Origin of the sequence: Nostoc sp. (genome assembly GCF_036919575.1) — a bacterium.
In the GTDB taxonomy this organism is placed as follows: domain Bacteria; phylum Cyanobacteriota; class Cyanobacteriia; order Cyanobacteriales; family Nostocaceae; genus Nostoc.
In genome coordinates this window covers 67,226-88,983 of sequence record NZ_JBALBY010000052.1, presented here as the reverse complement: position 1 = coordinate 88,983, position 21,758 = coordinate 67,226, and the positions used below count along the sequence as shown (strand labels likewise).

The following is a 21,758-nucleotide window of genomic DNA, read 5'->3' as shown; positions in this document are numbered from 1 at the left end:
AATTATTAAAGATTTATAGAAAATCTACATTATGTCACTCAGTCGTAGCGATCTCGAAGCCGGAAATGAACAGACAAGACTCTTAGATGCATCACACTCTGGAATCAAGCTAACTACCCTGAGCGAAGATGAGTTACAGCGATCGCTCGATGATATACTACAACAGCAACCAGCAAAATCTGATATTTGGATATTTGCCTACGGTTCGCTGATTTGGAATCCTCTAATCACATACGTTGAGCGCCGTGCTGGGATCATTTATGGTTGGCATCGGTGCTTCTGTACATGGATGATCCTTGGTCGCGGCACTCCAGAGAATCCCGGATTACTCTTAGGACTTGATCGGGGCGGTAGTTGTCGTGGAATTATTTATCGAATTGCTGCTGCTGATGTACCATCGGAATTACTGCTGATTTGGCGACGAGAGATGGTGGCTGGTGTCTACGTTGCTCGTTGGGTAAAAGTGTTTGATGGTACGGAAGAATTCCAAGCGATCGCCTTTGTTGCCAATCGCCAACATCCCAGGTACGCTGGTAAAATACCATTAACAACCACTGTTAATAGTATTGCCACCGCATCGGGAAAATTGGGTTCCTGCGCTGATTATCTCATGAAAACTGTCGATGGATTAATCGCAGAAGGCATTAAAGATAGACAATTACTTTTGTTACGCAAACAAGTGCTGGCAAAACAACAAGCCTTTTAGTTAATAGCGATCGCTCTACTTTACCGAATTTTAGATTTTAAATTTTAAATTTTGGATTGAAGATTCAAAATTTAAAATTTAAAAAAGTCTGAGAGCAAACAAATTTATTTGTGGAACAAATCCAAAATCTACAATTCTTTATTTAAAGCCCCTGCATTGATGCATCGGGTCAATCTAAAATCCAAAATCTAAAATCCAAAATTGATAATAGACGCCAGCGCCACCGCCAACATCGAAAATCACTGCGGGTGGAGGTGGTAGGTAACGGCTAATAAGTTCTTGGCTTCGGGCTAATTCCAGCAAACCTGCACCTTTTGATAATCGCTTTTGCTCCCGACCACTCGCGTAATGGATTAACGCTTCATCTGCAAGCAGATTGTTTAATTCAGATAAATCTGACATCGGAAATCTCAACTTCAATCAAGTCATTATCTTTAAGATTATATAGTTCACGAAGTTTAACATCGCAAGCGATCTCAATAATTGTTTTCGGATGATCTCCACTCTCAGTATTGTTTTTGTCTGTTCTTAAGATAAAAGCATCTCTTCCAAATATCTCACAGGGAACAATGCTAACAGAAACAGTCCCTTCATATTCTTCCTTTTCCAGACGAATTACATTTTTCGGGAGATGGTAAGGTTGATCTAGCTGAATATTTAAAGTTCCAGGGAAAAATTTCATTCCCGTTTTTCTCAAGTAATATTCCTGGAGTTTCTCAATCCAGTAAGAAAAGTTTCCTAAACCACTGACAACTTTACCTTTCAAGATTTTCATATATCTTAATTATTGTCTAATTTGCCTTCTAGCTTAGAGGCTGTTTGACAACTGAGAGTGGAGTGGCACTGATACCGCGCACAAAAATATTTACACAGGTTTCAATATAGTCCTCACAACTATAGCTGCCTTGATTGAATTTTGCACTGCGGCATAGCATTCCAGCTAACAGCATTCCTTTAAACATATCGACTGCTGGAAATGGATCAAGGTCTGCTCTGACGGTGCCTCGTTTCTGACTAGATTGCAGGTAAGCTACCAGTTTTTCTCCTAAGAGCTTGGCAGCTTCTTGAATCACTTGTTTGGCTTCTTCTGGATGACGTTTAGCTTCTCCAATGAAAGTACGAATTAAGTCTTCCTGTGCCTCTAACATCGTATTATAAAGATTGGCATAGTGTCTTAAATCAATTTTTAGATCTTGCGTCCACGCTTCGGGGTGTGCAAGGGCTTCTGTCTGGAGTGCAAAGGCATTTTCGATTACTGCTGCCAGAAGTTGTTCTTTGCTAGCAAAGTGGCGAAATAAAGTCACCTCATTCACACCAGCAACACGAGCTATTTCACGGGTAGTTGCTCCTTGAACACCTAAACTAGCAAATACCTGCGAGGCGGCTTCTATCAAACGTGTACGGGTGAGAGTTGATGAACGGATGCTTTTATTCATTTATGCTGGCAAGTACTTACTTACATCATAGGTTATCGAACAGAATTCAGAATTCAGGAGTCAGAATTCAGGAGTCAGAATGAATTTTGACCGAAAAAGCGGATAGCGTGACGGAGAGCGAGTCCGCATATGCCTGCGGGGAAACAAGCTACGCGCAGCATCTGGTAGAGAGCGTCTTGATTCTGACGCTTCGGCGGAGCGTCTCCGGTTCCTGAATTCAGAATTCTGACGAATGTATTCTTCTTCAATTCGGTTCGGTAGCTAATGTTTTACTCATTTGAGTAACTGGGACAACTACCCCACTTCTTAAATAAAGAGGCGCTCTTTTGATGGCAGTAAATCCCAGTCGTAAATAAAACCCTTCGGCATAAAGACTAGCAATTGTAATTACCTTATCTATACCTTGCTCAGTTGCTTGATCGCAAAAATGTTGAACTAAAGCACGCCCAATCCCTTTGCCTTGATATTTAGGATGGACATACAGCCCGATGAGTTCATCAACAAAAAAACTAGCAAAACCTATAACAAAATCTCCCTTGATCGCAACCCAGAAAGTTTCTACTTTCATCCTCTTCAAGATATTTGAACCATCAGGTTTATCGCGGTAATTACGCCAAGCTAAAAGTTCTTTTTGGGTGTAGAAAGTTGCAGGCAAAGTTTTGATAGCAGCAATATGAATTGCACTCAGCACCCACGCATCTGTTTCCTGGGCAGGCCGAAGAGATATTTCGTTATAGCTCATAGGTTCAGGGCTGGCATTCAGATTAAATACCTGTTTGACTTTTTAGTATGTTATATGAAATTTTAATTGGGATTGCAACACATCAACTAGCCAAATTCTCAACTACTTTACCGAACAGAATAAAGGCGCCAGTCGTCAGAATTCATGTTAGGTATTCTGAACGAAAAAGCGGATGAATAACCGGAGTTTTTGCACCCCCACAAAATCGTAGATTTTGTGGTGCAACAATTCAGCGACGGGTCCCAATCCCCAACTGATTGATTCTGAATTCTGAATTCTGAATTCTGGATTCTGGATTCTGCATTCTTCTTCAATGATATTAGCCGTTTGCAATTGAGTTACATAATATTGATGGGGTCTACATCAATGGTCAAGCTAACAGATTGGGGACAAAGCGATCGCACTTGTTCCCAATCTGGCAATTGTGGCAATGCATCGGGAGCAAATTTAATCAATATCTGCCAGCGATAACGATTAGCTACCCGTAAAATACTCGCTGGTGCTGGGCCTAATATCTCGAATTCTTCTTCTGTACTCAAAGCTGTGGCAATAATTTGCGCCGTATTCTGCACTTGAATAGGGTCAAGACTACTTAAACGTAACAAAATTAACCGCCCATAAGGAGGATAATTGAGTGCTTGGCGTTGTTCTAACTCAGCTTGAGAGAAAGACAGATAATCGTGCGATCGCACTGCTGTAATTACCTGATGCTCTGTAGTATAAGTCTGCACAATTACCCTACCAGGATCATCACCTCTACCAGCACGTCCGGCTACTTGAGTCAAGGTTTGAAATGCCCGTTCACTGGCGCGATAATCTGATAAATTTAGCAATCCATCGGCAGCAACGACGCCCACAAGTGTCACCTGCGGTAAATCTAAACCTTTGGTGAGCATTTGCGTTCCGACTAATAAATCTGCTTCGCCGTTGGCAAACTGAGTGAGTAGGGTACGATGTGAACCTTTGTTGCGGGTGGTATCGCTATCAAAGCGAATCAAGCGCAATTCTGGGAATTGTCGCGCTAGTTCCTGCGTGACTCGTTGAGTACCGCTACCGAAAAATTTTAGGTAAGGGGAACTACAATCAGGGCAGAATTTGGGATGCGATCGCGCATAGTTACAATAATGACAGCGCAATAATTCCGGTGCTTTTTCTTCGGTGTGGTGATACGCCAGCGATACATCACAGTGCGGACATTCCAACACATATCCACAACTGCGGCAAGATACAAAAGTACTGTGTCCCCGGCGATGGATAAATAAAATTCCCTGTTGTTTTCGCTCTTGCAACTGTTGCAAAGCTGCTTGCAGCGATCTACTAAATATAGAACGATTTCCCTGCTGCAACTCTTGCCGCATATCGACTATTTCCACCGGCGGTAAAGGGCGCGAGTTGATGCGTTCAGGGAGGGAGAGGTAGTAGCAGGGATGAGGGGGATGAGGGGGATGAGGGGGATGAGGGGGATGAGGAAGATTTTGCTCCCTCATCTCCCCCTGCTCCCTCATCTCCCCCTGCTCCCTCATCTCCCCCACACTTACCCAACTTTCCAACGAAGGGGTAGCGGAACCCAACACCAAGGGGCAATTTTCTAATTCGGCTCGCCACTGGGCGACAGTACGCGCGTGGTAGGTGGGTATGGGGGAATCTTGCTTAAAACTGCTGTCGTGTTCTTCATCTAAGATGATTAAACCTAATTTAGGCAAAGGGGCGAAAACGGCGCTGCGGGTACCAATGACAACTTGGGGTTCCCCGGCGAGCATTTGTCGCCAAGTGTCGTAACGTTCGCCGTCTGAGAGGGCGCTGTGATAGACGCTGACTTTATTCCCAAAACGGGCGCGAAAACGGTCAGTTAGCTGGGGTGTGAGTCCAATTTCTGGGACTAAGACAAGGGCGGATTTGCCGACTTTGAGGAGGGGTGCGATCGCTTGCAAATATACTTCGGTTTTTCCCGAACCTGTCACCCCATGCAACAAAACTTGAGCAAATCCATCTAGTGTCTGGATTGTTTCTAAGGCGCTAGCTTGGGCAGTAGTTAAGGATTTAGCGCTATCACCTGCTAATGCTGGCCCCTGTTCTGTTCGTAATACTTCCCGTTCTTCGATGACGATGTAACCCTTTTGAGCGATCGTCTTGAGGGTAGAGGAACTAGCATTACAAATTTGCAATAATTCATTTTGCCATAACTCACCACCACGCCGCCGCAGCACTTCTAAAATCTCTCTTTGGCGAGTCGTTAAATCGTGGTCAATTGTACCGATAAGCGTGACTGCTTTTTGCAGCTTTGGTCGAGTTAGTCGTGGTGGTTCTAAGTAGCTTTCTACTAAACCAAATCGCAATAACTCTCGAATTCCCCGATAAGCAGATTTGACTTTTTGTTGGAGGTAGACGAAACTGTAGTCTCCTGCTGGCTGTGTTTGTAAAAGTTCCCAAATTTGCCGCGCAGTTGGAGTCAGGAAAGCTGAAGGATTGGAAGATGGCAGTAAATAATTACTTCCCTGTGCCCCTGTGCCTCTAATGACGCGGATACGACGCTGCGATCGCCCCAGCAACCCTGGTGGCAGAGCAACCCGGATCACTTGAATCAGGGGCGTATAGTAATATGCAGCAACTCGATTGAGTAATTCCCAATAACCACTTGGGAAAAATCCAACGCTGACTATATCTTCTACTTCCCGGATTTTTTCTGGTGGTAAATCAACATTTGGTTGTGACAGTAACCGAATAGCGATCGCTCCTAATTGTTGTGCCCCAAATGGCACGCTCAGAATATCCCCTGGTTTTATTTCTAACTGGGCTGGCAATCGATAAGTAAATAGTCCTATATTTCCTGGACAGTCTACCAGTACTTCAACCCACCGATTAAGAATTGCACCCGACTGGTAGGATTCACTAGCTTGGGCTACCACTAAACGAGATAACTTTACGTCATTAATATACATATTTGCTGACTTTATAGTTAGACATTTTACTCACATAGCTGGTCAAAATTAGCCTAGCTAACTAAACTCTATTTTTTCGCTTTTTTGGACTCAAATGGTATTTCCCAATACTGTTATTATTCATAATACTTGATAAGTTTCCTCTTATGTAATCTACTAGACAATTTTGCCTCTTCTATACGTGCAATAAATATTTTGTGCCTACCTTACAAATAAAAGCATCTGGGCTAAATCTACAAAAGTTACTCCAACTACTAAATAGGGAGTAGCCTTTTTCCGCCTATCGATAGATATTCAACCCTTTCTGTATATGGGATTATTTTATACAAATAAGATCATTCCGAAATCAAGCTGCCATTATTGTAATTTCTATCATTTCGGTAACTTTAAATCGGGAATGCATAACCCCAGCAGCAGGTTTTCGATTTATCTAGTGACTTCCAACCCCTAAACATTAAAATTATTTAGAAAAATATATGAAAGTTTAGGAAATTGGGATGGTTAGCTGAGATTTTTATATTTGTTAAGGTTGAGAAAGTTTGAGGAGGATTTGACATATTTGATAATTTAGAAAAAAATGAAGAATATATATGCTGTGAGCCTGAGAAAAAAGTTTTGTTGGATGCTAACTGGAGTTTAGTTATAGGTTGTATCTAACTGTAACCTATAGTTGGTAGGTAGATACGTATTTTTATTTCTGAAGAGAATTAGCAGAAGCTTGTATTTCGCTATATAAACGGGTGCATTCGTCCATTAGGGAAAACTACCAAGCCTCAAACGAGTAGCTGTAACTAAATTATGTACCAAACAAAACAACAATCCCTAAAGGAAACTATGAATATTGTTGAATTAGGAAAAATGGAAATACTGGAGAACACTGCTGATAGCGAAGAAGCATCACTCGAAAGTTTAGATCCAGTAGCAGATGAAGAGTCTCCAATTGTAGTAGAAAATCTGGAATCAGACGAACGGGATGGAGATGAGATGGGGGCGGCTCGTCCTTCGGGATATAATAAAACCGAACATGATGATGCTGTAGGCGCATTTTTTAAAGAAATGGCGCGTTATCCGCTTCTAAAAGCTGATGAAGAGGTAGAGTTAGCGCGGCGAGTCAGGTTTCTAGAAGAAGTTAGGGAATTACAAGCTGCCTTACACTTAAAACTGGGACAGGAACCTAGCAAACTAGAAGTGGCTTCCGAGCTAGAAATGACAGAAAAGCAATTAGAAAGTCGCTTGTATCAAGGTAGAGTAGCGAAACGCAAAATGATTCGCTCGAACCTGAGATTAGTAGTTTCTATTGCCAAGCGATATCTAAATCGGGGAGTGCCTTTTCTGGATTTAATTCAGGAAGGAGCAATGGGTTTAAATCGCGCCACAGAAAAGTTTGATCCAGATAAAGGATATAAGTTTTCTACTTACGCCTATTGGTGGATTAGACAAGCGATTACCAGAGCTATAGCTAATGATGCGCGGACAATCCGGCTACCTATTCATATTGTTGAAAAGCTTAACAAGCTGAAAAAAGCCCAACGGGAACTCAAACAAAAACTCTCTCGTAATCCCACCGAAGCTGAAATGGCAGAAGCTTTGGAAATGAGTGTGCAACAACTACGCCAGCTACAACAACTACGGCGTCAAGCACTTTCTCTCAACCACCGCGTCGGTAAAGAAGAAGACACGGAATTGATGGATTTGCTAGAAGATGAAGATAACCTATCTCCAGAAGCAAAAATGAATGAAAACATGATGCGTCAGGAGATTTGGGAAGTCTTGGGTGACGTCTTAACTCCACGGGAGAAAGATGTGATTTCTCTGCGTTATGGTTTGACAACCAGCGAACCATGTACTTTAGAAGAAGTTGGCAATATGTTCAATCTTTCTCGTGAGCGAGTGCGACAAATTCAAAGTAAAGCTATGCGAAAATTGCGGCGTCCTCACATAGCTAAACGTTTAAAAGGTTGGTTGATTTAATGAAGATACAGATACAATAGCTGATCTAATTAGCTTCATTAACGAACATAGATCAAATAAAGTGCAAAACTTTAAATTTAGTCGGGCTACACTCACTCTCATTGGGAGTGTGTGGAGTACGTCACAGAGCTTGTATCTGTATATTTCTTGAGCTTCACCGACTGCAAGTTGCAAAAACCGGACGTTTTGTACCTTTTTTCGGCTTTTATTTAGTTATTACTCCAAAAAAATGCACAGTTGCCTATAGACTATGGACTATGGACTATAGACTAATGACTTCGCGTAGCAATTTGATTGTGCGTTTTGCCCAAGCAGCCGATTACAGCGTACTGTTTAAATTAATTCAGGGGCTTGCAGAGTATCAAAAATTATCTCACGCGATCGCAGGCAATGCTCTGGCACTTAAGGAACATTTATTTGGTTCACGGACGTATGTAAAGGCAATTTTAGCAGAATCTGGGGGTCAAGCTGTTGGTTTTGCCCTATTTTTTCATAATTATTCAACATTTCTGACTAAGCGAGGAATTTATTGAAAGCGGCGGGAAACTCCATCCCCAGGTGTGTGTAGAGGGATAGCCGCCCCGCCGCATTAGTCATTAGTCATTAGTCATTGGTCATTGGTACTAATGACTAAAAACTCCATCCACTCTTGGGATGGAGTTTTTTATTTTTGTAGGGGTTTTAAACCCGATTCTTCATCCGCTTTTTCGGTCAGAATACCTTTCCTGTATTCTGACGACTGATGCCAATATTGCTGTTCGATAAAACGAAGTTTGACAGCTTGTCATTTGACTATGGTAACGCCTCAACTGACAATTATGGAGGACATTGTACCGAATAAGCCGTTATTGCAGAGGGAACACGAAATGAAAAAAATGATTACAGTGATGCTGTTAGGCATAGCAATCTTCACCTTTGCCTTCAGTAGTCCAGCATTGGCAGCAGATGCTGTTAGTGGAGCTAAAGTCTTTAGTGCCAATTGTGCTTCTTGTCACGCGGGAGGTAAGAATCTGGTTCAAGCTAACAAAAATCTGAAGAAAGATGCTTTGGAAAAGTATGGTTTGTACTCAGAAGAAGCGATTATTGTCCAAGTGACAAAAGGTAAAAATGCCATGCCTGCTTTCGGCAGTCGTTTGAAACCTAACCAAATTGAAGATGTAGCGGCTTATGTGCTTTCACAAGCAGATAAGGACTGGAAGTAGACTAAAATCTAACTTCAAGAATTAACAATTAGCGGGGCTTTTTGTCCCGCTAATTTTAGGCTTGCCAAAACTGTCAAATAAGATACTTATATAGGAATCATATTTGATTTCTGAAAAAATCTCGGTAGTCTTGTAGTAGACTGTCATGGCTAAAATGATTGCAAAAAAATTGCTTTGTTGGGGAGCCACTGCGTTGCGCGGGTTAAGAGCGTTGTCGCAAGTGGCGTTGGAGGCTTTGCCAAAGCCAACATCCTGATAATCAGTTGGGTTGCGCTCCGCTCCACCCAACCTACGTCTAATGCACTATTAAAGCCTTGAGAGTCCACTACGTGCATTTCACTAATCTTATACTAGTCCTATAGTTGCTAAAAATATAGACAAATGTCTAACTTAATTAGTTTAGAAGTTTTATTCTTTGGAAGTTCCATTATACCATTATATAGGTATATTTTTACAGACAATCACTACTGTCAAAGTAAATTAGGACTTACGCCCAACTACACGCGCTCAGGGGCAATTCATGAATTGCCCTAAGAAGAAAATCACTCTTTTCGGCTATTGTTTGCGTAAGTCCTGTAAATATTGGAATCCGGCGTAAACGCATAGCTGTACAGAGGTTGTTAGTACAGATAATATGGATAAGGAGAGTGTCAAGAAATTTGGCATATACATCGATTCGGGAGAAATTTGGGGTGCCTACACTTGGCGTTAATATTGACCACATCGCCACTATCCGGCAAGCACGGCGGACGGTGGAACCAGACCCGGTGGCGGCGGCAGTACTGGCAGAATTAGGGGGTGCAGATGGGATTACGGTGCATCTGCGCGAAGATCGGCGGCATATCCAAGACAGGGATGTGCTAATATTGCGGCAAACAGTGCGATCGCATCTTAATTTAGAAATGGCCGCTACAGATGAAATGCTGGCGATCGCACTCGATATCAAACCAGATTACGTGACTTTAGTCCCCGAAAAGCGCGAAGAAGTCACAACAGAAGGCGGACTAGATATTATCGGTAAAATTGCTAGAATAGGTGAGATAGTCGATAAATTGCAAAGCGCTAGCATTCCAGTTAGTTTATTTATCGACGCGGAACTAGCACAAATCGAAGCATCTGTCAAGGTGCAAGCGCGGTTTATTGAGTTGCATACCGGGCAATATGCCGAGGCTAAGGATGAAACAAATCGCCAGCGAGAATTGGCCGTATTAGCTAAAGGCTGTGAACAAGCGATAAAAGCTGGATTGCGAGTTAATGCTGGTCATGGACTCACCTACTGGAACGTCTATCCGGTGGCTGCGCTTCCAGGCATGGAAGAACTGAATATCGGTCATACTATCATCAGTCGGGCAGCATTAGTAGGTATGGAAAGGGCAGTCCGCGAGATGAAACAAGCTATAAGAGGGAATGGGGAATAGGGAATAGGGAATAGGGCATTGGGCATTGGGAAGAAATTTGTTCAATAATTCTCCCTCATCTCCCTCATCTCCCTCATCTCCCCACTCCCCACTCCCCACTCCCCACTCCCCACTCCCCACTCCCCACTCCCCACTCCCCACTCCCCACTCCTTTAAACTGAGGGATTGTCACTGCGAAATCTAGAAATTGGGATCAAATCTTCAGCAAAAACTTCTATGAGCGCAACACAATCTAACGATCTGCCGCTTTGGGTACAGGATAGAGATCAGGTAATAGCAGAAAGCACTGATGTTGAGTGGCGCTATCAGACACCGCCTGATTATTCCCGTTCAAAAGAGAATCTCGCCCAAGAAAGTATCTATAATCACCTTGAAGGTACATTGGAAGCGATCGTGCAAAACTTGGTACGAACCTTAGAGATGGAGGTATCCTTCAAAGCTAACCCGCAAGAGTGGTTATCTATTGCAAATGACAAGTTTCGCGTGAGTAGCAATGGCGGAGTCGAGTACACAGCAGCAGATTTATCAGCCCAAGGTACTTACAATCTATTTATGGCTGATTCAGAACATTACAAGGCTTCAGAAGAAAGTTTTGAATCATCCGCAAAACTCTTCCACACAACATTTCCCCAAGGATTCCCTTGGGAAGTGGTGGAAGTTTTCTCAGGGCCACCAAATGTCACATTTAAGTGGCGGCATTGGGGACATTTTAACGGAGAATACAAAGACTATGCACCGACTGGAGAGACAGTAGAAATTATCGGCATGACCATTGCAAATGTTACCGATGACTTGAAGATCGTTTCCTTAGAACACTACTTTGACAATAGTCTGTTCTTGGAAAAGCTAACATCTGGTGGCAAACAGACAAAAGCTGAAAACCGGGGAAGTGCTTGTCCGTTCAGTTCTTGGTTCAAGAAATCCCCCAAAAGTTAGTTCTTAGGGGTACAGTGCAGCACTCTGTACCCTTGAATTATTCACATAGCAACTAAAGGATGAAAATGCAAACATACTATTACGTTTTGGCTAGTCAACGCTTTCTTCTTCAAGAAGAACCGATACAGGAAGTTATCAAAGAGCGTACCCGTCACTACCACGAGCAAGAAAAACAAATAGATTTTTGGTTGGTTGAGCAACCAGCTTTCTTGGAAACACCTCAGTTTACAGAGCTAAAAGCGAAGTGTCCCCAACCAGCAGTAGCAATTATTTCTACAAATCCCCAATTTATTACTTGGTTAAAACTGCGTTTAGAGTACGTCATCACTGGTGAATTCCAGGCTCCTTCTGAGACAATACCAGATGCTTTGGCATCGTTGGCGACTGTTTCATGATCTTAATATTGGGTTAGGGGACAGGTAATATAGAACGCGAACCGCCAAGCCCTATTAACTCAAGAGTATTTGGTAATTCGGCTTTCTCAGATACAGGACTTACGCAAACAATAGCCGAAAAGAATGATTTTCTTCTTAGGGGCAGTTCTTCCAGGAAGAACTGCCCTTTTTCTCTTGCCTTCCTCGATAAATTAGACTTTATAAACATCCTCTTAAGTTTTCTGGCGTAGAACTTCGCAGTCATGTTCTGCAAGCGTTGTATTACGCACAGTGAATTGGCTCTCGCTTTTTGTCCCATAGAGGCATAGCGATCGCAATTACCCTCTATTTAGCGCAGCTTCAAAAAGCAACGTCCTTATAATAAATAAGTTGGTACAAATAAACCTCAATACTACGGAGACGATTAATCGCCTTTGTAGAGCAGTCAAAATCATTGAACTATAGACTTTGGGCTATAGACTCTTGAAAATCGACTGTTAGGTGCTGTATCCAACTAAAATCAGCCGTTGTACAAATTTCCACAAGGATAATTGAAGTGACTAGGACTAATTCAGATTTTCTTACCTCCAGTGATCCAGCGATCGCGGAGTTAATCAACGACGAACTACAGCGTCAGCGAGATCACTTGGAGTTGATTGCTAGTGAAAACTTTACCTCTGCTGCTGTACTAGCGGCTCAAGGTTCGGTGCTGACAAATAAATATGCCGAGGGATTACCTGGTAAACGCTACTATGGCGGTTGTGAGTTTATCGACAAAATCGAGCAACTAGCGATAAATCGCGCTAAACAGATATTTGGTGCTGCTCATGCGAATGTGCAACCTCATTCTGGCGCACAAGCTAATTTTGCAGTTTTCCTGTCCCTGCTGCAACCAGGGGATAAAATTATGGGGATGGATTTGTCTCATGGGGGACATCTCACCCACGGTTCACCTGTAAATGTCTCAGGTAAGTGGTTTCAAGTTAGCCACTACGGTGTCAGCCAACAAACAGAACAACTTGACTACGACCAAATTCGGGAGCTGGCGCTAAGGGAGCGTCCTAAGCTACTGATTTGTGGTTATTCAGCTTATTCCCGGATAATTGACTTTGAAAAGTTCCGTAGCATTGCTGATGAAATCGGCGCTTACTTACTTGCCGATATTGCCCACATTGCTGGTTTAGTTGCCAGTGGTCTTCATCCCGACCCCATTCCTCATTGTCATGTAGTCACAACAACTACACATAAGACTCTACGCGGTCCTAGAGGTGGTTTAATCTTGACCAGCGACGTAGAACTAGGTAAAAAGCTAGATAAAGCCGTTTTTCCTGGCAACCAAGGCGGGCCATTAGAACACGTCATTGCTGGTAAGGCAGTAGCTTTTGGAGAAGCCTTGAAGCCTGAGTTTAAAACCTATTCTGCCCAAGTGATTGAAAATGCTCGGACTTTGGCAGAACAACTGCAAAATCGGGGTTTAAAGCTAGTGTCAAATGGCACTGATAACCATTTAATGCTCGTGGATTTACGGTCTATTGGTCTAACTGGTAAGCAGGCGGATCAGCTAGTCAGTACTGTGAATATTACTGCTAACAAAAATACAGTCCCCTTTGATCCGCAATCGCCATTTGTTACTAGTGGACTGAGGTTAGGTTCACCGGCAATGACGACGCGGGGCTTAGGAGTAGCAGAATTTACTGAGATTGGAAATATTATTAGCGATCGCCTGCTTTCTCCAGATTCCGACATAGTAACCAAAGATTGTCGGCAACGGGTAGCAGCATTGTGCGATCGCTTCCCCTTATATCCTCACCTGGAAATTCCAGTACCAGCCCTAGCATAAGGGCAATTCAATTTTAGATTTTGGATTGACGATTTTGGATTAAATTTCAATTCTTTAATCCAAAATCTAAAATCTAAAATTCTCACTCCCCACTCCCCACTCCCTACTCCCCTTCCCCAATCTAATGAGTGCAGAAATTATTTGTGTTGGTACTGAACTGCTGCTTGGAGATATCCTCAACGGTAATGCTCAATATCTCGCCCAACAATTAGCGCAACTAGGTATCCCCCATTACTATCAAACAGTGGTTGGGGATAATCCAGAACGGTTGAAGCAAGTTATAGAAATTGCTATTTCCAGAGCGCAAATTCTCATTTTCACTGGTGGACTCGGCCCGACACCAGATGACCTCACCTGCGAAACGATCGCTGATTTTTTTAAAGTCCCGTTGGTAGAACGCTCTGATATCATCGAAGACATAACTCAGAAATTCGCCCAACGTGGTCGGGTTATGTCACCAAGTAACCGCAAGCAGGCTTTGATTCCTCAAGGTGCGGAAATTCTACCCAACCCCACTGGAACAGCACCCGGTATTATTTGGCAACCCCGCCCTGAAATCACGATTTTTACCTTTCCCGGTGTTCCCAGTGAAATGCACCCGATGTGGGAAGAAACAGCCGTCCCATTTCTCAAAAGTCAAGGTTGGGGTAAAGAAATTATTTACAGCCGGAGTTTAAAATTTTGGGGTATTGGTGAATCGGCTTTGGCGGAAAAAGTTGCTTCCTATTTGAAGTTGCCAAATCCCACAGTCGCCCCTTATGCAGGTAAAGGGGAAGTCAGATTGCGAGTTTCTGCTAAAGCAACTTCAGAAGCAGCAGCAGAAGCCTTAATTGCGCCCATTGAGAAACAACTTAAAGAAATTGCCGGACTAGATTTTTATGGTGTCAATGATAATACTCTTGCTTCCGTGGTCGGTCAATTGTTGCGGGCATCAAAAGAAACGCTTTCGGTGGCAGAATCTTGCACTGGTGGCGGTTTAGGGCAAATGTTGACTGAGATTTCTGGAAGTTCTGATTACTTTTGGGGTGGAGTAATTTCTTATGACAATTCCGTGAAGGTTGGGCTGCTGGGGGTTAACGCAGAAGATTTAGATAAATTTGGGGCGGTAAGTGCGATCGTTGCAGAGCAAATGGCTGTTGGGGTGAAAACCCGGCTTGCAACAACTTGGGGATTGAGTATCACTGGTATTGCTGGCCCAACTGGAGGGACAGATATTAAGCCGGTGGGTTTAGTTTACGTTGGTTTAGCTGGGCCAAAAGATGAAGTAGCAAGTTTTGAGTATCAGTTTGGTGCAGCGCGAGGTAGAGCTTTAATTCGTCATGTGAGTGCGAATGCAGCGTTGGATAATTTGCGGCGGAAATTGTTGACCAGGTAGAAGGTATGTTATGTTTGTCATACAATTTGTATGACAAACGAACCTAACGATACGATGCGAATTAATGCACGGTTAGATGAAGAGTATGCTGACAAACTAGCTTACATCCAACAGCAGACTAATCAGGCAGTAACGGATGTGATTAAGTCTGCTATTGAATTGTATTATCAGCAGCTTCAGCAGGAGCAAAAGAACGCGTTGTCGATGCTAATTCAAACAGGCTTTATTGGTTGTGATCAGGCAGATCCGGATCTGTCTGTAAATTACAAATCAATTTTGAGAGATGGCTTAGAAGCTAAATATGATTATCGTTGATACTGGCTTTTGGTTAGCCTTAGCAAATCGAAATGACTTGTACCACACTCAAGCAATAACAGTACTTGCCAATATCAACGAACCTCTGATTACGACTTGGGCTGTTATTACAGAAACTTGCTATCTATTGCTAACAAAGATGGGCAAGCACGCGCAAGTAAGTTTTATCAATAACTTATTTTTAGAGGTATTTACGGTTTTTGATTTGCAATCGCATCATGGTAAGCGCATTTCTGAACTTATGGCAAAATATGCGGACTTACCAATGGATCTTGCCGATGCTTCGTTAGTGGTTTTGGCAGAAAATCTGGGACATGGAAGAATTTTGTCGATAGATTTTAGAGATTTTAATACTTACCGTTGCAAAAATCAGCATCCATTTGAAAATCTGATGCTATTTTAAAAAAACTTAATTACGAATTACGAATTATTTTAATTATGCAGCTATGAGCAAAATTCCCATCCTTCTGGCAAGATGGTTATCGTATTTATGGAACTACACTACTATTTAATAAAAAATCATCTTATGCCATAGTATTTGCTCCTGTGGGCTTTTTGCCCTGCATTGGGATGCTCCCCGCTCTCCACAGATAGATTTATAATTAAGCTAAAGTAGATATAAGTAGGAAAAAGCTAATGACATTGCAAGAATTGCAAAAACAAGCATTGCAATTACCAATTGATAAACGCTGGCAGTTGGTGCAAACCTTACTCGAATCTTTAAAGCAAGAAACTTATTCAGTACAGAAGAAAGGGAATTTATCTCGATTGCGAGGTATTGCTAAAAGTACAGCAGTATCAATTAATGAAGATATTGTAACAGATTATGTTACTTGTCTCACCGAAAAATATAAGTGATAAAAGTCCTAATTGATACAAACATAATTATTGATTTCCTACAAGACAGGCAACCTTTCGTAGTAGATGCGGTGAGACTTTTTGAGAAGGTTGACACTGGTGAGGTTGAAGGGTTTATCGCAGCAACAACAATCACCAATATTTACTATATCGTTCGCAGAGCCGCAGGTGTGCAAGCTGCTCAAGATGCGATCGCTCAAATATTGACTGATTTACACATTTGTGCAGTTGACAAAAGTGTATTGGAACAGGCACTGTCGCTAAATTTTCGAGATTTTGAGGATGCCGTACAGTATGCTTCTGGAGTAGCGTATGGGGTGGACATAATTGTAACTCGTGATGCTTCTGGTTTTGTGGATGCAGAAATTCCAGTTATGTCACCTGGAGAATTAAACAGAACATTAGATAGTAAATCAACTTAGTCAGATAGGCATATACAAACTGCTAATCCCACAAGCGCAAACTGACAAGTCAGGGCTTCGCGATCGCACTACTATCTAATTTAAAATCTAGTAGAGGTTGCGATCGCCTCACTTCACATACATGGAGAAGACCAAACTTTAACAGCCATATCTGCTAATGATTCTGCTCTTTTATTGATTTCTGTTTCGTTCCATTGTTTCAGATGTTGCAACCCCCGATTCAGACGTAGAGGACTATCTGCGAATCCACCATTTATATCCCGCTTCTCTATAAACGGGCGATCGCTCAACTCCGGGTTATATCCAGTTAGAGTTAGATTGCCAATAGTGTGTAGATACTTAGCTCGAATTTCTTTCCATTGTTCTCCCAAATCTGCCTGCCATTCTAAAGAAAGATTGGAATTTTGTGGCATGATATGCTCAATAGTATATTTTGGAACATTGACTAACTCTTTATGCTCATAATTTTCTAGTTTACGAAGTAGATAGTTGCAACCGCGAAAGTTGTAAATATCCTTAACTATCAACTCTCGACGAAACTCTTCATCACCTGGAAATCTTTTGTAACTCTTTTTACCACCCAAAGCAATCTGTAAACTTTCTAGGTAGTTTTCTCGGTCAATTTCTCGGCTTAAAGTGGCAAAACTCTTGTTCATAGAGCTAGTAGGAATGCCACAGATACTCCGCCGAAATACATAGCTTTCCACAAGCCTGAGAATGCTAATAAATTCTTGCCGTCCTATTTTATTTTGAATGTAATCATCATAAACTTCTATTAAAAATGGATAGGCAACATCTACCCTAAGAGTATTAATATCCGTAATTAACTGCTTAATTTCTTGGTCAGTTTCCTGAGCAAAAGCTAACTTTACAAAATATTTAGAGTAAAGGTAAACATCTGCTACTATCTCTTTGATCAAAGTATCTTTTCTATCTTGTACATAAATCTTAAAGCTACTATACACATCTCCAATATTAGGAATAGTTCCTGATCTAGATTTGATGGTCAGATAGTCCCGAATGAAGCGGTCAAATAGCTCAGAATATTCGGTTTTATGAAAACTTTTCTCAGAATATTCGGTTTTATCAAAGCTTTTCTCCATTGGACGCCAATAGAGATTGTAAATTTCGTCCTGCTTCTCCGGTTGAAGTCCCATCAATACATAGTTCCGAATCTTGTCTGCTTCTGAAAGCTTAAGTCCTGTGGAATTTAGACTTTCAAATATTAATTGTGGATTATCATGATCGCGCTCTAGAGAAATTTCTACAATCATTAACTTGCATATCCCTCGATACAGAGCATTGAGGTCAATGTCTGGTTTATGAATTTGACTCTCAAAATGTTGGTAATTATCAACAAGTTGCTGAGATTTATCGTCAGGTATTTCTGTACCTTCTAGCAGTCTAATTAAAGTTTCTCTATCCTTCTGATTTAAAACTAACTTATATCGTTCACTACCTTTCCCAAATTTATTGAAAAGATAATAATACTCTAGCGCTTCAGAACTAATATCAATTTCTTCATTGCTTGCTCTAATAGCTTTACTTAAAACAGAAAGCAGTAATGAAAGCGTTGTTAAACGTTGCTGACCATCAATAACTAATAATTTAGGTATTACTGCTGTCAGATACACACTATCTACCATGTAAACTAACGAACCAATGAAATGTCCAGAAATTGTATTATCATTTCCAGCACGCAAAATATCATTCCATAGCTGCTGGCATTGGATAATTTTCCAACTATAAGGACGCTGATAAATGGGTATAATTAATTGCTTGTTGCCTTCTAAGAACTTGAGAAAGTTGGTTTGAGTAGCTTTCATGGTTTTAGTATGTTACTGGGAAACTATAGGTATCAAAGCTTCAGCACAAACCGCTCTTACGTAATCGGCTAGGCTAGATTTAGCTATGTCATGGTTAGCAGTGGTGAGAAGCTGTCTGATATCCTAGTTCAAGTATTCCCACTAATAAGTTATTGATAACTTTCCTCACTGAAATACCAGACTTCTGCTGCATTTCCCGTTTAAATTCCTCAAGAGAACGTGTTTGACCTGCGTTTACGTCCTCCAGCACCTTTATGAATAGTAATATTTAATACATTACCTCATTAACCATCAGCCATTCTACACCTACGCATCAGCACAATTAATCTGGGGATCGCTTGCTGTATTCTTGACAATTTGTTACAAAAGTACAAAGAACTTCTAGAGACCCAAAACCACATGTTCGGCGGACTTACTGGTTTACAAGATCCTAAAGGCACAGATTGGGGAGAGCGAATGCTCAACACAGTCGCCAGCCAAACGATTCGCCATATGTTTACCCAAAGCGAGTCAGTAGAAGTCTTTGTGCGCTGCTACCCCTCCAGCAAGCTCTTGCAAGGCAGCATTGATAGCTTTAAAATGAGCGGTCGTGGCTTGGTGATTCGGAAAGATTTCGCAGTAGAGGAGATGTCATTTGAAACCGATGCGGTGGCTATTGACTTCGGCTCAGTTTTAAGTGGCAAACTCAGTCTTAAGCAACCCACTCAAGCGATCGCACAGGTAATTTTATCAGAAGCAGGCATCAACCAAGCCTTTAATGCGGAACTGGTGAAAAAGCGCCTGCTTAACCTCACCGTACCATCCCTGACAGCATTATCTGGCGGTGAACCAGTCTCATTTACCGAAGTTCAGGTACAGCTATTACCTGAAAATCGCTTACAGCTTGTAGCAAAAGCTGATTTAAACAATGGCGAACTCGTCCCCCTGAGCATGATCCTAACTATAGGCATTGAAAGGCGGCGGCGGGTTTCTTTCAAAGATCCGAAAATTCAACTTGACCAAGTGCCAGAAGCCCAACGGGAAATCTCGCAAACCTTGAGCGTGGCGTTGGTAGAAATTTTAGATAATATGGTCGATTTGGATCGCTTTGACCTGGATGGAGTGAAAATGCGGCTAAACCGATTAGAAACTGAAGGTCAAAAACTTATTTTCAGTGGATATGCTGAAATTGAGCGTATTCCACATAGCGCTTGACATGAAATTACGCAAAAACGCAAAGTAAATTAAACAAATTAAATACCGCCTAGAATCTTCTAGGCGGTATTTTAAATTTTTAGGTTTTGAAGGGAGTTAGGAGTTATTGGTTATAGGTCAATACGCTTGGGTTAAGGCTAAAACTCCAGGGCTATTTCATTCTAGACATAAACCGCCCGGAACTGAAGTTCCTTTTCTTATAGCTAAAGTCCGTTAAAACGGACTATAACCAATTCTTAAGTCGTCTTTAGACGACTTTCGCTATTAGACTCAGAATTCATTCTGAGGCGGGCTAGATGAGAATGAAATAGCCCTGGCTAAAACTCTTTGTGAAAGTTAATTTTTTTTAACGAACCGCAGAGGCGCAGAGAACACAGAGAGAAGGAAGAAATGCTTAACTGAACTGTATTCGATTATAGGTTGTATTAAACCTCCTCCATTTTGAACTCTGGAGTAGTGCGGGCATCTTGCCCGCTACTACCACCAGGGAGCTCTGGAGTAGTGCGGGCATCTTGCCCGCTACTACCACCAGGGAGCAAGATGCTCCCACTACTTTTAAAAACTATGGTTCTCAAAATAGTGTGGTTTAATTTTTATTTATCACTCCTAACTCCTAACTCCTAACTCCTAACTCCTAACTCCTAACTCCTAACTCCTAACTCCTAACTTCTAACTCCTAACTCCTAACTCCTAACTCCTAACTCCTAACTCTCTACCGTCCCACGCCTACATATTGGAATCCAGCCCGGATAAGTGTTTCAGGGTCGAGGAAGTTACGACCATCAATGATAACGGGGTGCGCCATCAGTTTTGCCATCTTCACATAGTCAAGAGTGCTGAACTGCTGCCATTCGGTGACGAGTACTAAAGCATCGCAGCCGTCAGCAAGTCTTTCGGCATCGGTTTCTACTAGCACGCCAGAAAGACCATGACGCATACCTGTTTGGGAAATAATCGGGTCGTAAGCTTTGACTTTGGCTCCCAATCGGTTTAGCTGCTCAATTAAGATGAGTGCTGGGGCGTCGCGCAAGTCGTCGGTATCTGGCTTGAATGTCAATCCGAGTAGTCCGACTGTTTTGCCTTTGAGAATTTTCAGAACTTGTTGAAGTTTCTCCAAAGCAATCAACCTCTGGCGCTCGTTGACACTGACAGCAGCTTTCAATAGCTGGGCTTCATAACCATAGTCATCAGCAGTGTGAATCAGGGCGGAGACATCTTTGGGGAAGCAAGAACCACCCCAACCAATACCAGCTTGTAAAAACTTGTTACCAATGCGAGAATCTAAACCAATACCTTTGGCTACTTGGGTGACATCAGCACCGACGCGATCGCAAATATTAGCAACTTCGTTAATAAAACTAATCTTAGTGGCTAAAAAGGCATTAGCGGCATATTTGATCATCTCTGCCGAACTCAGGTCTGTTGCCAAAATTGGCACAGGGGGTAAAGATTGATCCTCAGCGTACTTACGTTCCACAATTGGGGCATACAGTTGCTGCATTAAGGCTACTGCCCTTTGACTATTGCCTCCTAGTACAATGCGATCGGGGTTGAAGGTGTCGTGAACTGCCGAACCTTCGCGCAAAAACTCTGGATTGCTCACGACATCAAACTCGGCTGCAACCTGAAGTAATTTCTCATCACTCGATACCCCACCTGCGGGTACCAATGTTTTCTGCCGTTCAGCAATACCATCTAGAACAAGCATCCGCACCCAGTCACCTGAGCCAATGGGTACTGTGGATTTATTCACGATGACTTTATAACCACCGTTGAGATTTTCCCCAATCCCACGGGCTACAGCTTCGACGTAACGAGTATCACTTTCACCAGTGGGTAAAGGTGGTGTTCCCACAGCAATAAACAGAATTTCCCCGTGGGTAACTCCGGCAGCGATATCACTAGTAAAATGAATCTTCTCTGTTTGAATGGCAGACTGCATAATTTCTGAGAGTCCCGGCTCAAAAATTGGCGACTGCCCAGACTTCATTAACTTAACTTTTTCTTCGTTGTTGTCTACGCAAATTACATCATGCCCAACATGAGCCAAGCAAGCACCTGTAACTAAACCAACGTAACCAGTACCAATCACGCAAACACGCATTTTTTAACTCCTCACTTTTTTTGGGTTAGTCTTTTATACACTGACAGTCAACTCAGCCACTAAGCATACTAGCTACTGATAGGGTCAGCCTGGATGAAAA

22 protein-coding genes and 1 pseudogene are annotated in these 21,758 nt (G+C 42.2%); 15 read left to right on the top strand and 8 right to left on the bottom strand.

The genetic code is table 11. The features are described from left to right. The first annotated feature begins 31 nt into the window (after positions 1-31). Positions 32-706 carry a gamma-glutamylcyclotransferase gene (locus V7K27_RS15295; RefSeq protein ID WP_334948555.1) on the top strand — a complete coding sequence of 225 codons (675 nt, stop codon included), beginning with the start codon at positions 32-34 and terminating at the stop codon, positions 704-706. Positions 707-880: 174 nt separating this feature from the next. On the opposite strand, the gene V7K27_RS15290 is transcribed toward V7K27_RS15295, so the two are convergent. The 5 genes from V7K27_RS15290 to priA all read right to left on the bottom strand — a co-directional run bounded on the left by V7K27_RS15290 (position 881) and on the right by priA (position 5,823). Beyond that, complete coding sequence (locus V7K27_RS15290; protein ID WP_334948553.1) at positions 881-1,108, bottom strand: hypothetical protein; 228 nt, start codon at positions 1,106-1,108, stop codon at positions 881-883. Continuing rightward, on the bottom strand, positions 1,092-1,481 hold the full coding sequence (locus V7K27_RS15285) for a DUF120 domain-containing protein (RefSeq protein ID WP_334948551.1): 390 nt from the start codon (positions 1,479-1,481) through the stop codon (positions 1,092-1,094). The genes V7K27_RS15290 and V7K27_RS15285 overlap by 17 nt, the downstream gene beginning before the upstream one ends. A gap of 28 nt (positions 1,482-1,509) precedes the next feature. Further along, complete coding sequence (locus tag V7K27_RS15280; protein ID WP_334948549.1) at positions 1,510-2,142, bottom strand: TetR/AcrR family transcriptional regulator; 633 nt, start codon at positions 2,140-2,142, stop codon at positions 1,510-1,512. Positions 2,143-2,386: 244 nt separating this feature from the next. Continuing rightward, on the bottom strand, positions 2,387-2,884 hold the full coding sequence (locus V7K27_RS15275) for a GNAT family N-acetyltransferase (RefSeq protein ID WP_334948547.1): 498 nt from the start codon (positions 2,882-2,884) through the stop codon (positions 2,387-2,389). Positions 2,885-3,222: 338 nt separating this feature from the next. Further along, entirely contained in the window at positions 3,223-5,823 is a 2,601-nt protein-coding gene (gene priA, locus V7K27_RS15270) for a primosomal protein N' (RefSeq protein ID WP_334948545.1), read from the bottom strand. Positions 5,824-6,621: 798 nt separating this feature from the next. Between priA and V7K27_RS15265 the strand changes: the two genes are divergently transcribed. From V7K27_RS15265 to petJ, 3 genes and pseudogenes are all read left to right on the top strand, one after another. Next, the gene (locus V7K27_RS15265) at positions 6,622-7,794 is read left to right on the top strand and encodes an RpoD/SigA family RNA polymerase sigma factor (RefSeq protein ID WP_334948543.1); all 1,173 of its coding nucleotides are present in this window, start codon (positions 6,622-6,624) and stop codon (positions 7,792-7,794) included. Between the two features lie 272 nt (positions 7,795-8,066). Then, positions 8,067-8,324: pseudogene (locus V7K27_RS15260) on the top strand (GNAT family N-acetyltransferase); the annotation flags it as partial. Between the two features lie 336 nt (positions 8,325-8,660). Beyond that, positions 8,661-8,996, top strand: coding sequence for a cytochrome c6 PetJ (gene petJ, locus V7K27_RS15255; protein ID WP_334948600.1), 336 nt, complete (start codon positions 8,661-8,663; stop codon positions 8,994-8,996). A 149-nt stretch (positions 8,997-9,145) separates the two neighbouring features. On the opposite strand, the gene V7K27_RS15250 is transcribed toward petJ, so the two are convergent. Further along, the gene (locus tag V7K27_RS15250; RefSeq protein ID WP_334948541.1) at positions 9,146-9,331 is read right to left on the bottom strand and encodes a hypothetical protein; all 186 of its coding nucleotides are present in this window, start codon (positions 9,329-9,331) and stop codon (positions 9,146-9,148) included. A 357-nt stretch (positions 9,332-9,688) separates the two neighbouring features. Here V7K27_RS15250 and V7K27_RS15245 point away from each other — a divergent pair, with 357 nt between their 5' ends. From V7K27_RS15245 to V7K27_RS15200, 10 genes are all read left to right on the top strand, one after another. Further along, positions 9,689-10,414, top strand: a complete 726-nt coding sequence (locus V7K27_RS15245) for a pyridoxine 5'-phosphate synthase (protein ID WP_334948598.1) — start codon at positions 9,689-9,691, stop codon at positions 10,412-10,414. Positions 10,415-10,439: 25 nt separating this feature from the next. Beyond that, positions 10,440-10,598 (top strand): hypothetical protein, encoded by a 159-nt coding sequence (locus V7K27_RS15240; RefSeq protein ID WP_334948539.1) that lies wholly within the window; start codon positions 10,440-10,442, stop codon positions 10,596-10,598. Positions 10,599-10,630: 32 nt separating this feature from the next. Continuing rightward, positions 10,631-11,350: an ester cyclase gene (locus V7K27_RS15235; RefSeq protein ID WP_334948537.1), complete on the top strand. Its 720-nt coding sequence runs from the start codon at positions 10,631-10,633 to the stop codon at positions 11,348-11,350. A 65-nt stretch (positions 11,351-11,415) separates the two neighbouring features. Beyond that, on the top strand, positions 11,416-11,745 hold the full coding sequence (locus V7K27_RS15230) for an MgPME-cyclase complex family protein (RefSeq protein WP_334758664.1): 330 nt from the start codon (positions 11,416-11,418) through the stop codon (positions 11,743-11,745). A 535-nt stretch (positions 11,746-12,280) separates the two neighbouring features. Next, positions 12,281-13,564, top strand: a complete 1,284-nt coding sequence (glyA, locus tag V7K27_RS15225; RefSeq protein ID WP_334948533.1) for a serine hydroxymethyltransferase — start codon at positions 12,281-12,283, stop codon at positions 13,562-13,564. A 124-nt stretch (positions 13,565-13,688) separates the two neighbouring features. Continuing rightward, complete coding sequence (locus tag V7K27_RS15220) at positions 13,689-14,939, top strand: competence/damage-inducible protein A (RefSeq protein ID WP_334948531.1); 1,251 nt, start codon at positions 13,689-13,691, stop codon at positions 14,937-14,939. A 30-nt stretch (positions 14,940-14,969) separates the two neighbouring features. Further along, positions 14,970-15,254, top strand: a complete 285-nt coding sequence (locus V7K27_RS15215; RefSeq protein WP_334948529.1) for a CopG family transcriptional regulator — start codon at positions 14,970-14,972, stop codon at positions 15,252-15,254. Further along, positions 15,241-15,657 (top strand): type II toxin-antitoxin system VapC family toxin, encoded by a 417-nt coding sequence (locus V7K27_RS15210; RefSeq protein ID WP_334948527.1) that lies wholly within the window; start codon positions 15,241-15,243, stop codon positions 15,655-15,657. Before V7K27_RS15215 ends, V7K27_RS15210 begins: the two co-directional genes overlap by 14 nt. A 233-nt stretch (positions 15,658-15,890) precedes the next feature. Next, positions 15,891-16,112 (top strand): hypothetical protein, encoded by a 222-nt coding sequence (locus tag V7K27_RS15205; protein WP_334948525.1) that lies wholly within the window; start codon positions 15,891-15,893, stop codon positions 16,110-16,112. Next, positions 16,109-16,534, top strand: a complete 426-nt coding sequence (locus tag V7K27_RS15200) for a type II toxin-antitoxin system VapC family toxin (RefSeq protein WP_334948523.1) — start codon at positions 16,109-16,111, stop codon at positions 16,532-16,534. The genes V7K27_RS15205 and V7K27_RS15200 overlap by 4 nt, the downstream gene beginning before the upstream one ends. A gap of 113 nt (positions 16,535-16,647) precedes the next feature. Here V7K27_RS15200 and V7K27_RS15195 read toward each other — a convergent pair whose 3' ends face one another. Then, the gene (locus tag V7K27_RS15195; protein ID WP_334948521.1) at positions 16,648-18,360 is read right to left on the bottom strand and encodes a DUF262 domain-containing protein; all 1,713 of its coding nucleotides are present in this window, start codon (positions 18,358-18,360) and stop codon (positions 16,648-16,650) included. 399 nt (positions 18,361-18,759) lie between these two features. On the opposite strand from V7K27_RS15195, the gene V7K27_RS15190 reads away from it, so the two are divergent. Next, on the top strand, positions 18,760-19,554 hold the full coding sequence (locus V7K27_RS15190; RefSeq protein WP_334948519.1) for an LmeA family phospholipid-binding protein: 795 nt from the start codon (positions 18,760-18,762) through the stop codon (positions 19,552-19,554). A 712-nt stretch (positions 19,555-20,266) separates the two neighbouring features. Here V7K27_RS15190 and V7K27_RS15185 read toward each other — a convergent pair. Continuing rightward, complete coding sequence (locus tag V7K27_RS15185; RefSeq protein ID WP_334948517.1) at positions 20,267-21,658, bottom strand: UDP-glucose dehydrogenase family protein; 1,392 nt, start codon at positions 21,656-21,658, stop codon at positions 20,267-20,269. Positions 21,659-21,758: the final 100 nt, after the last annotated feature.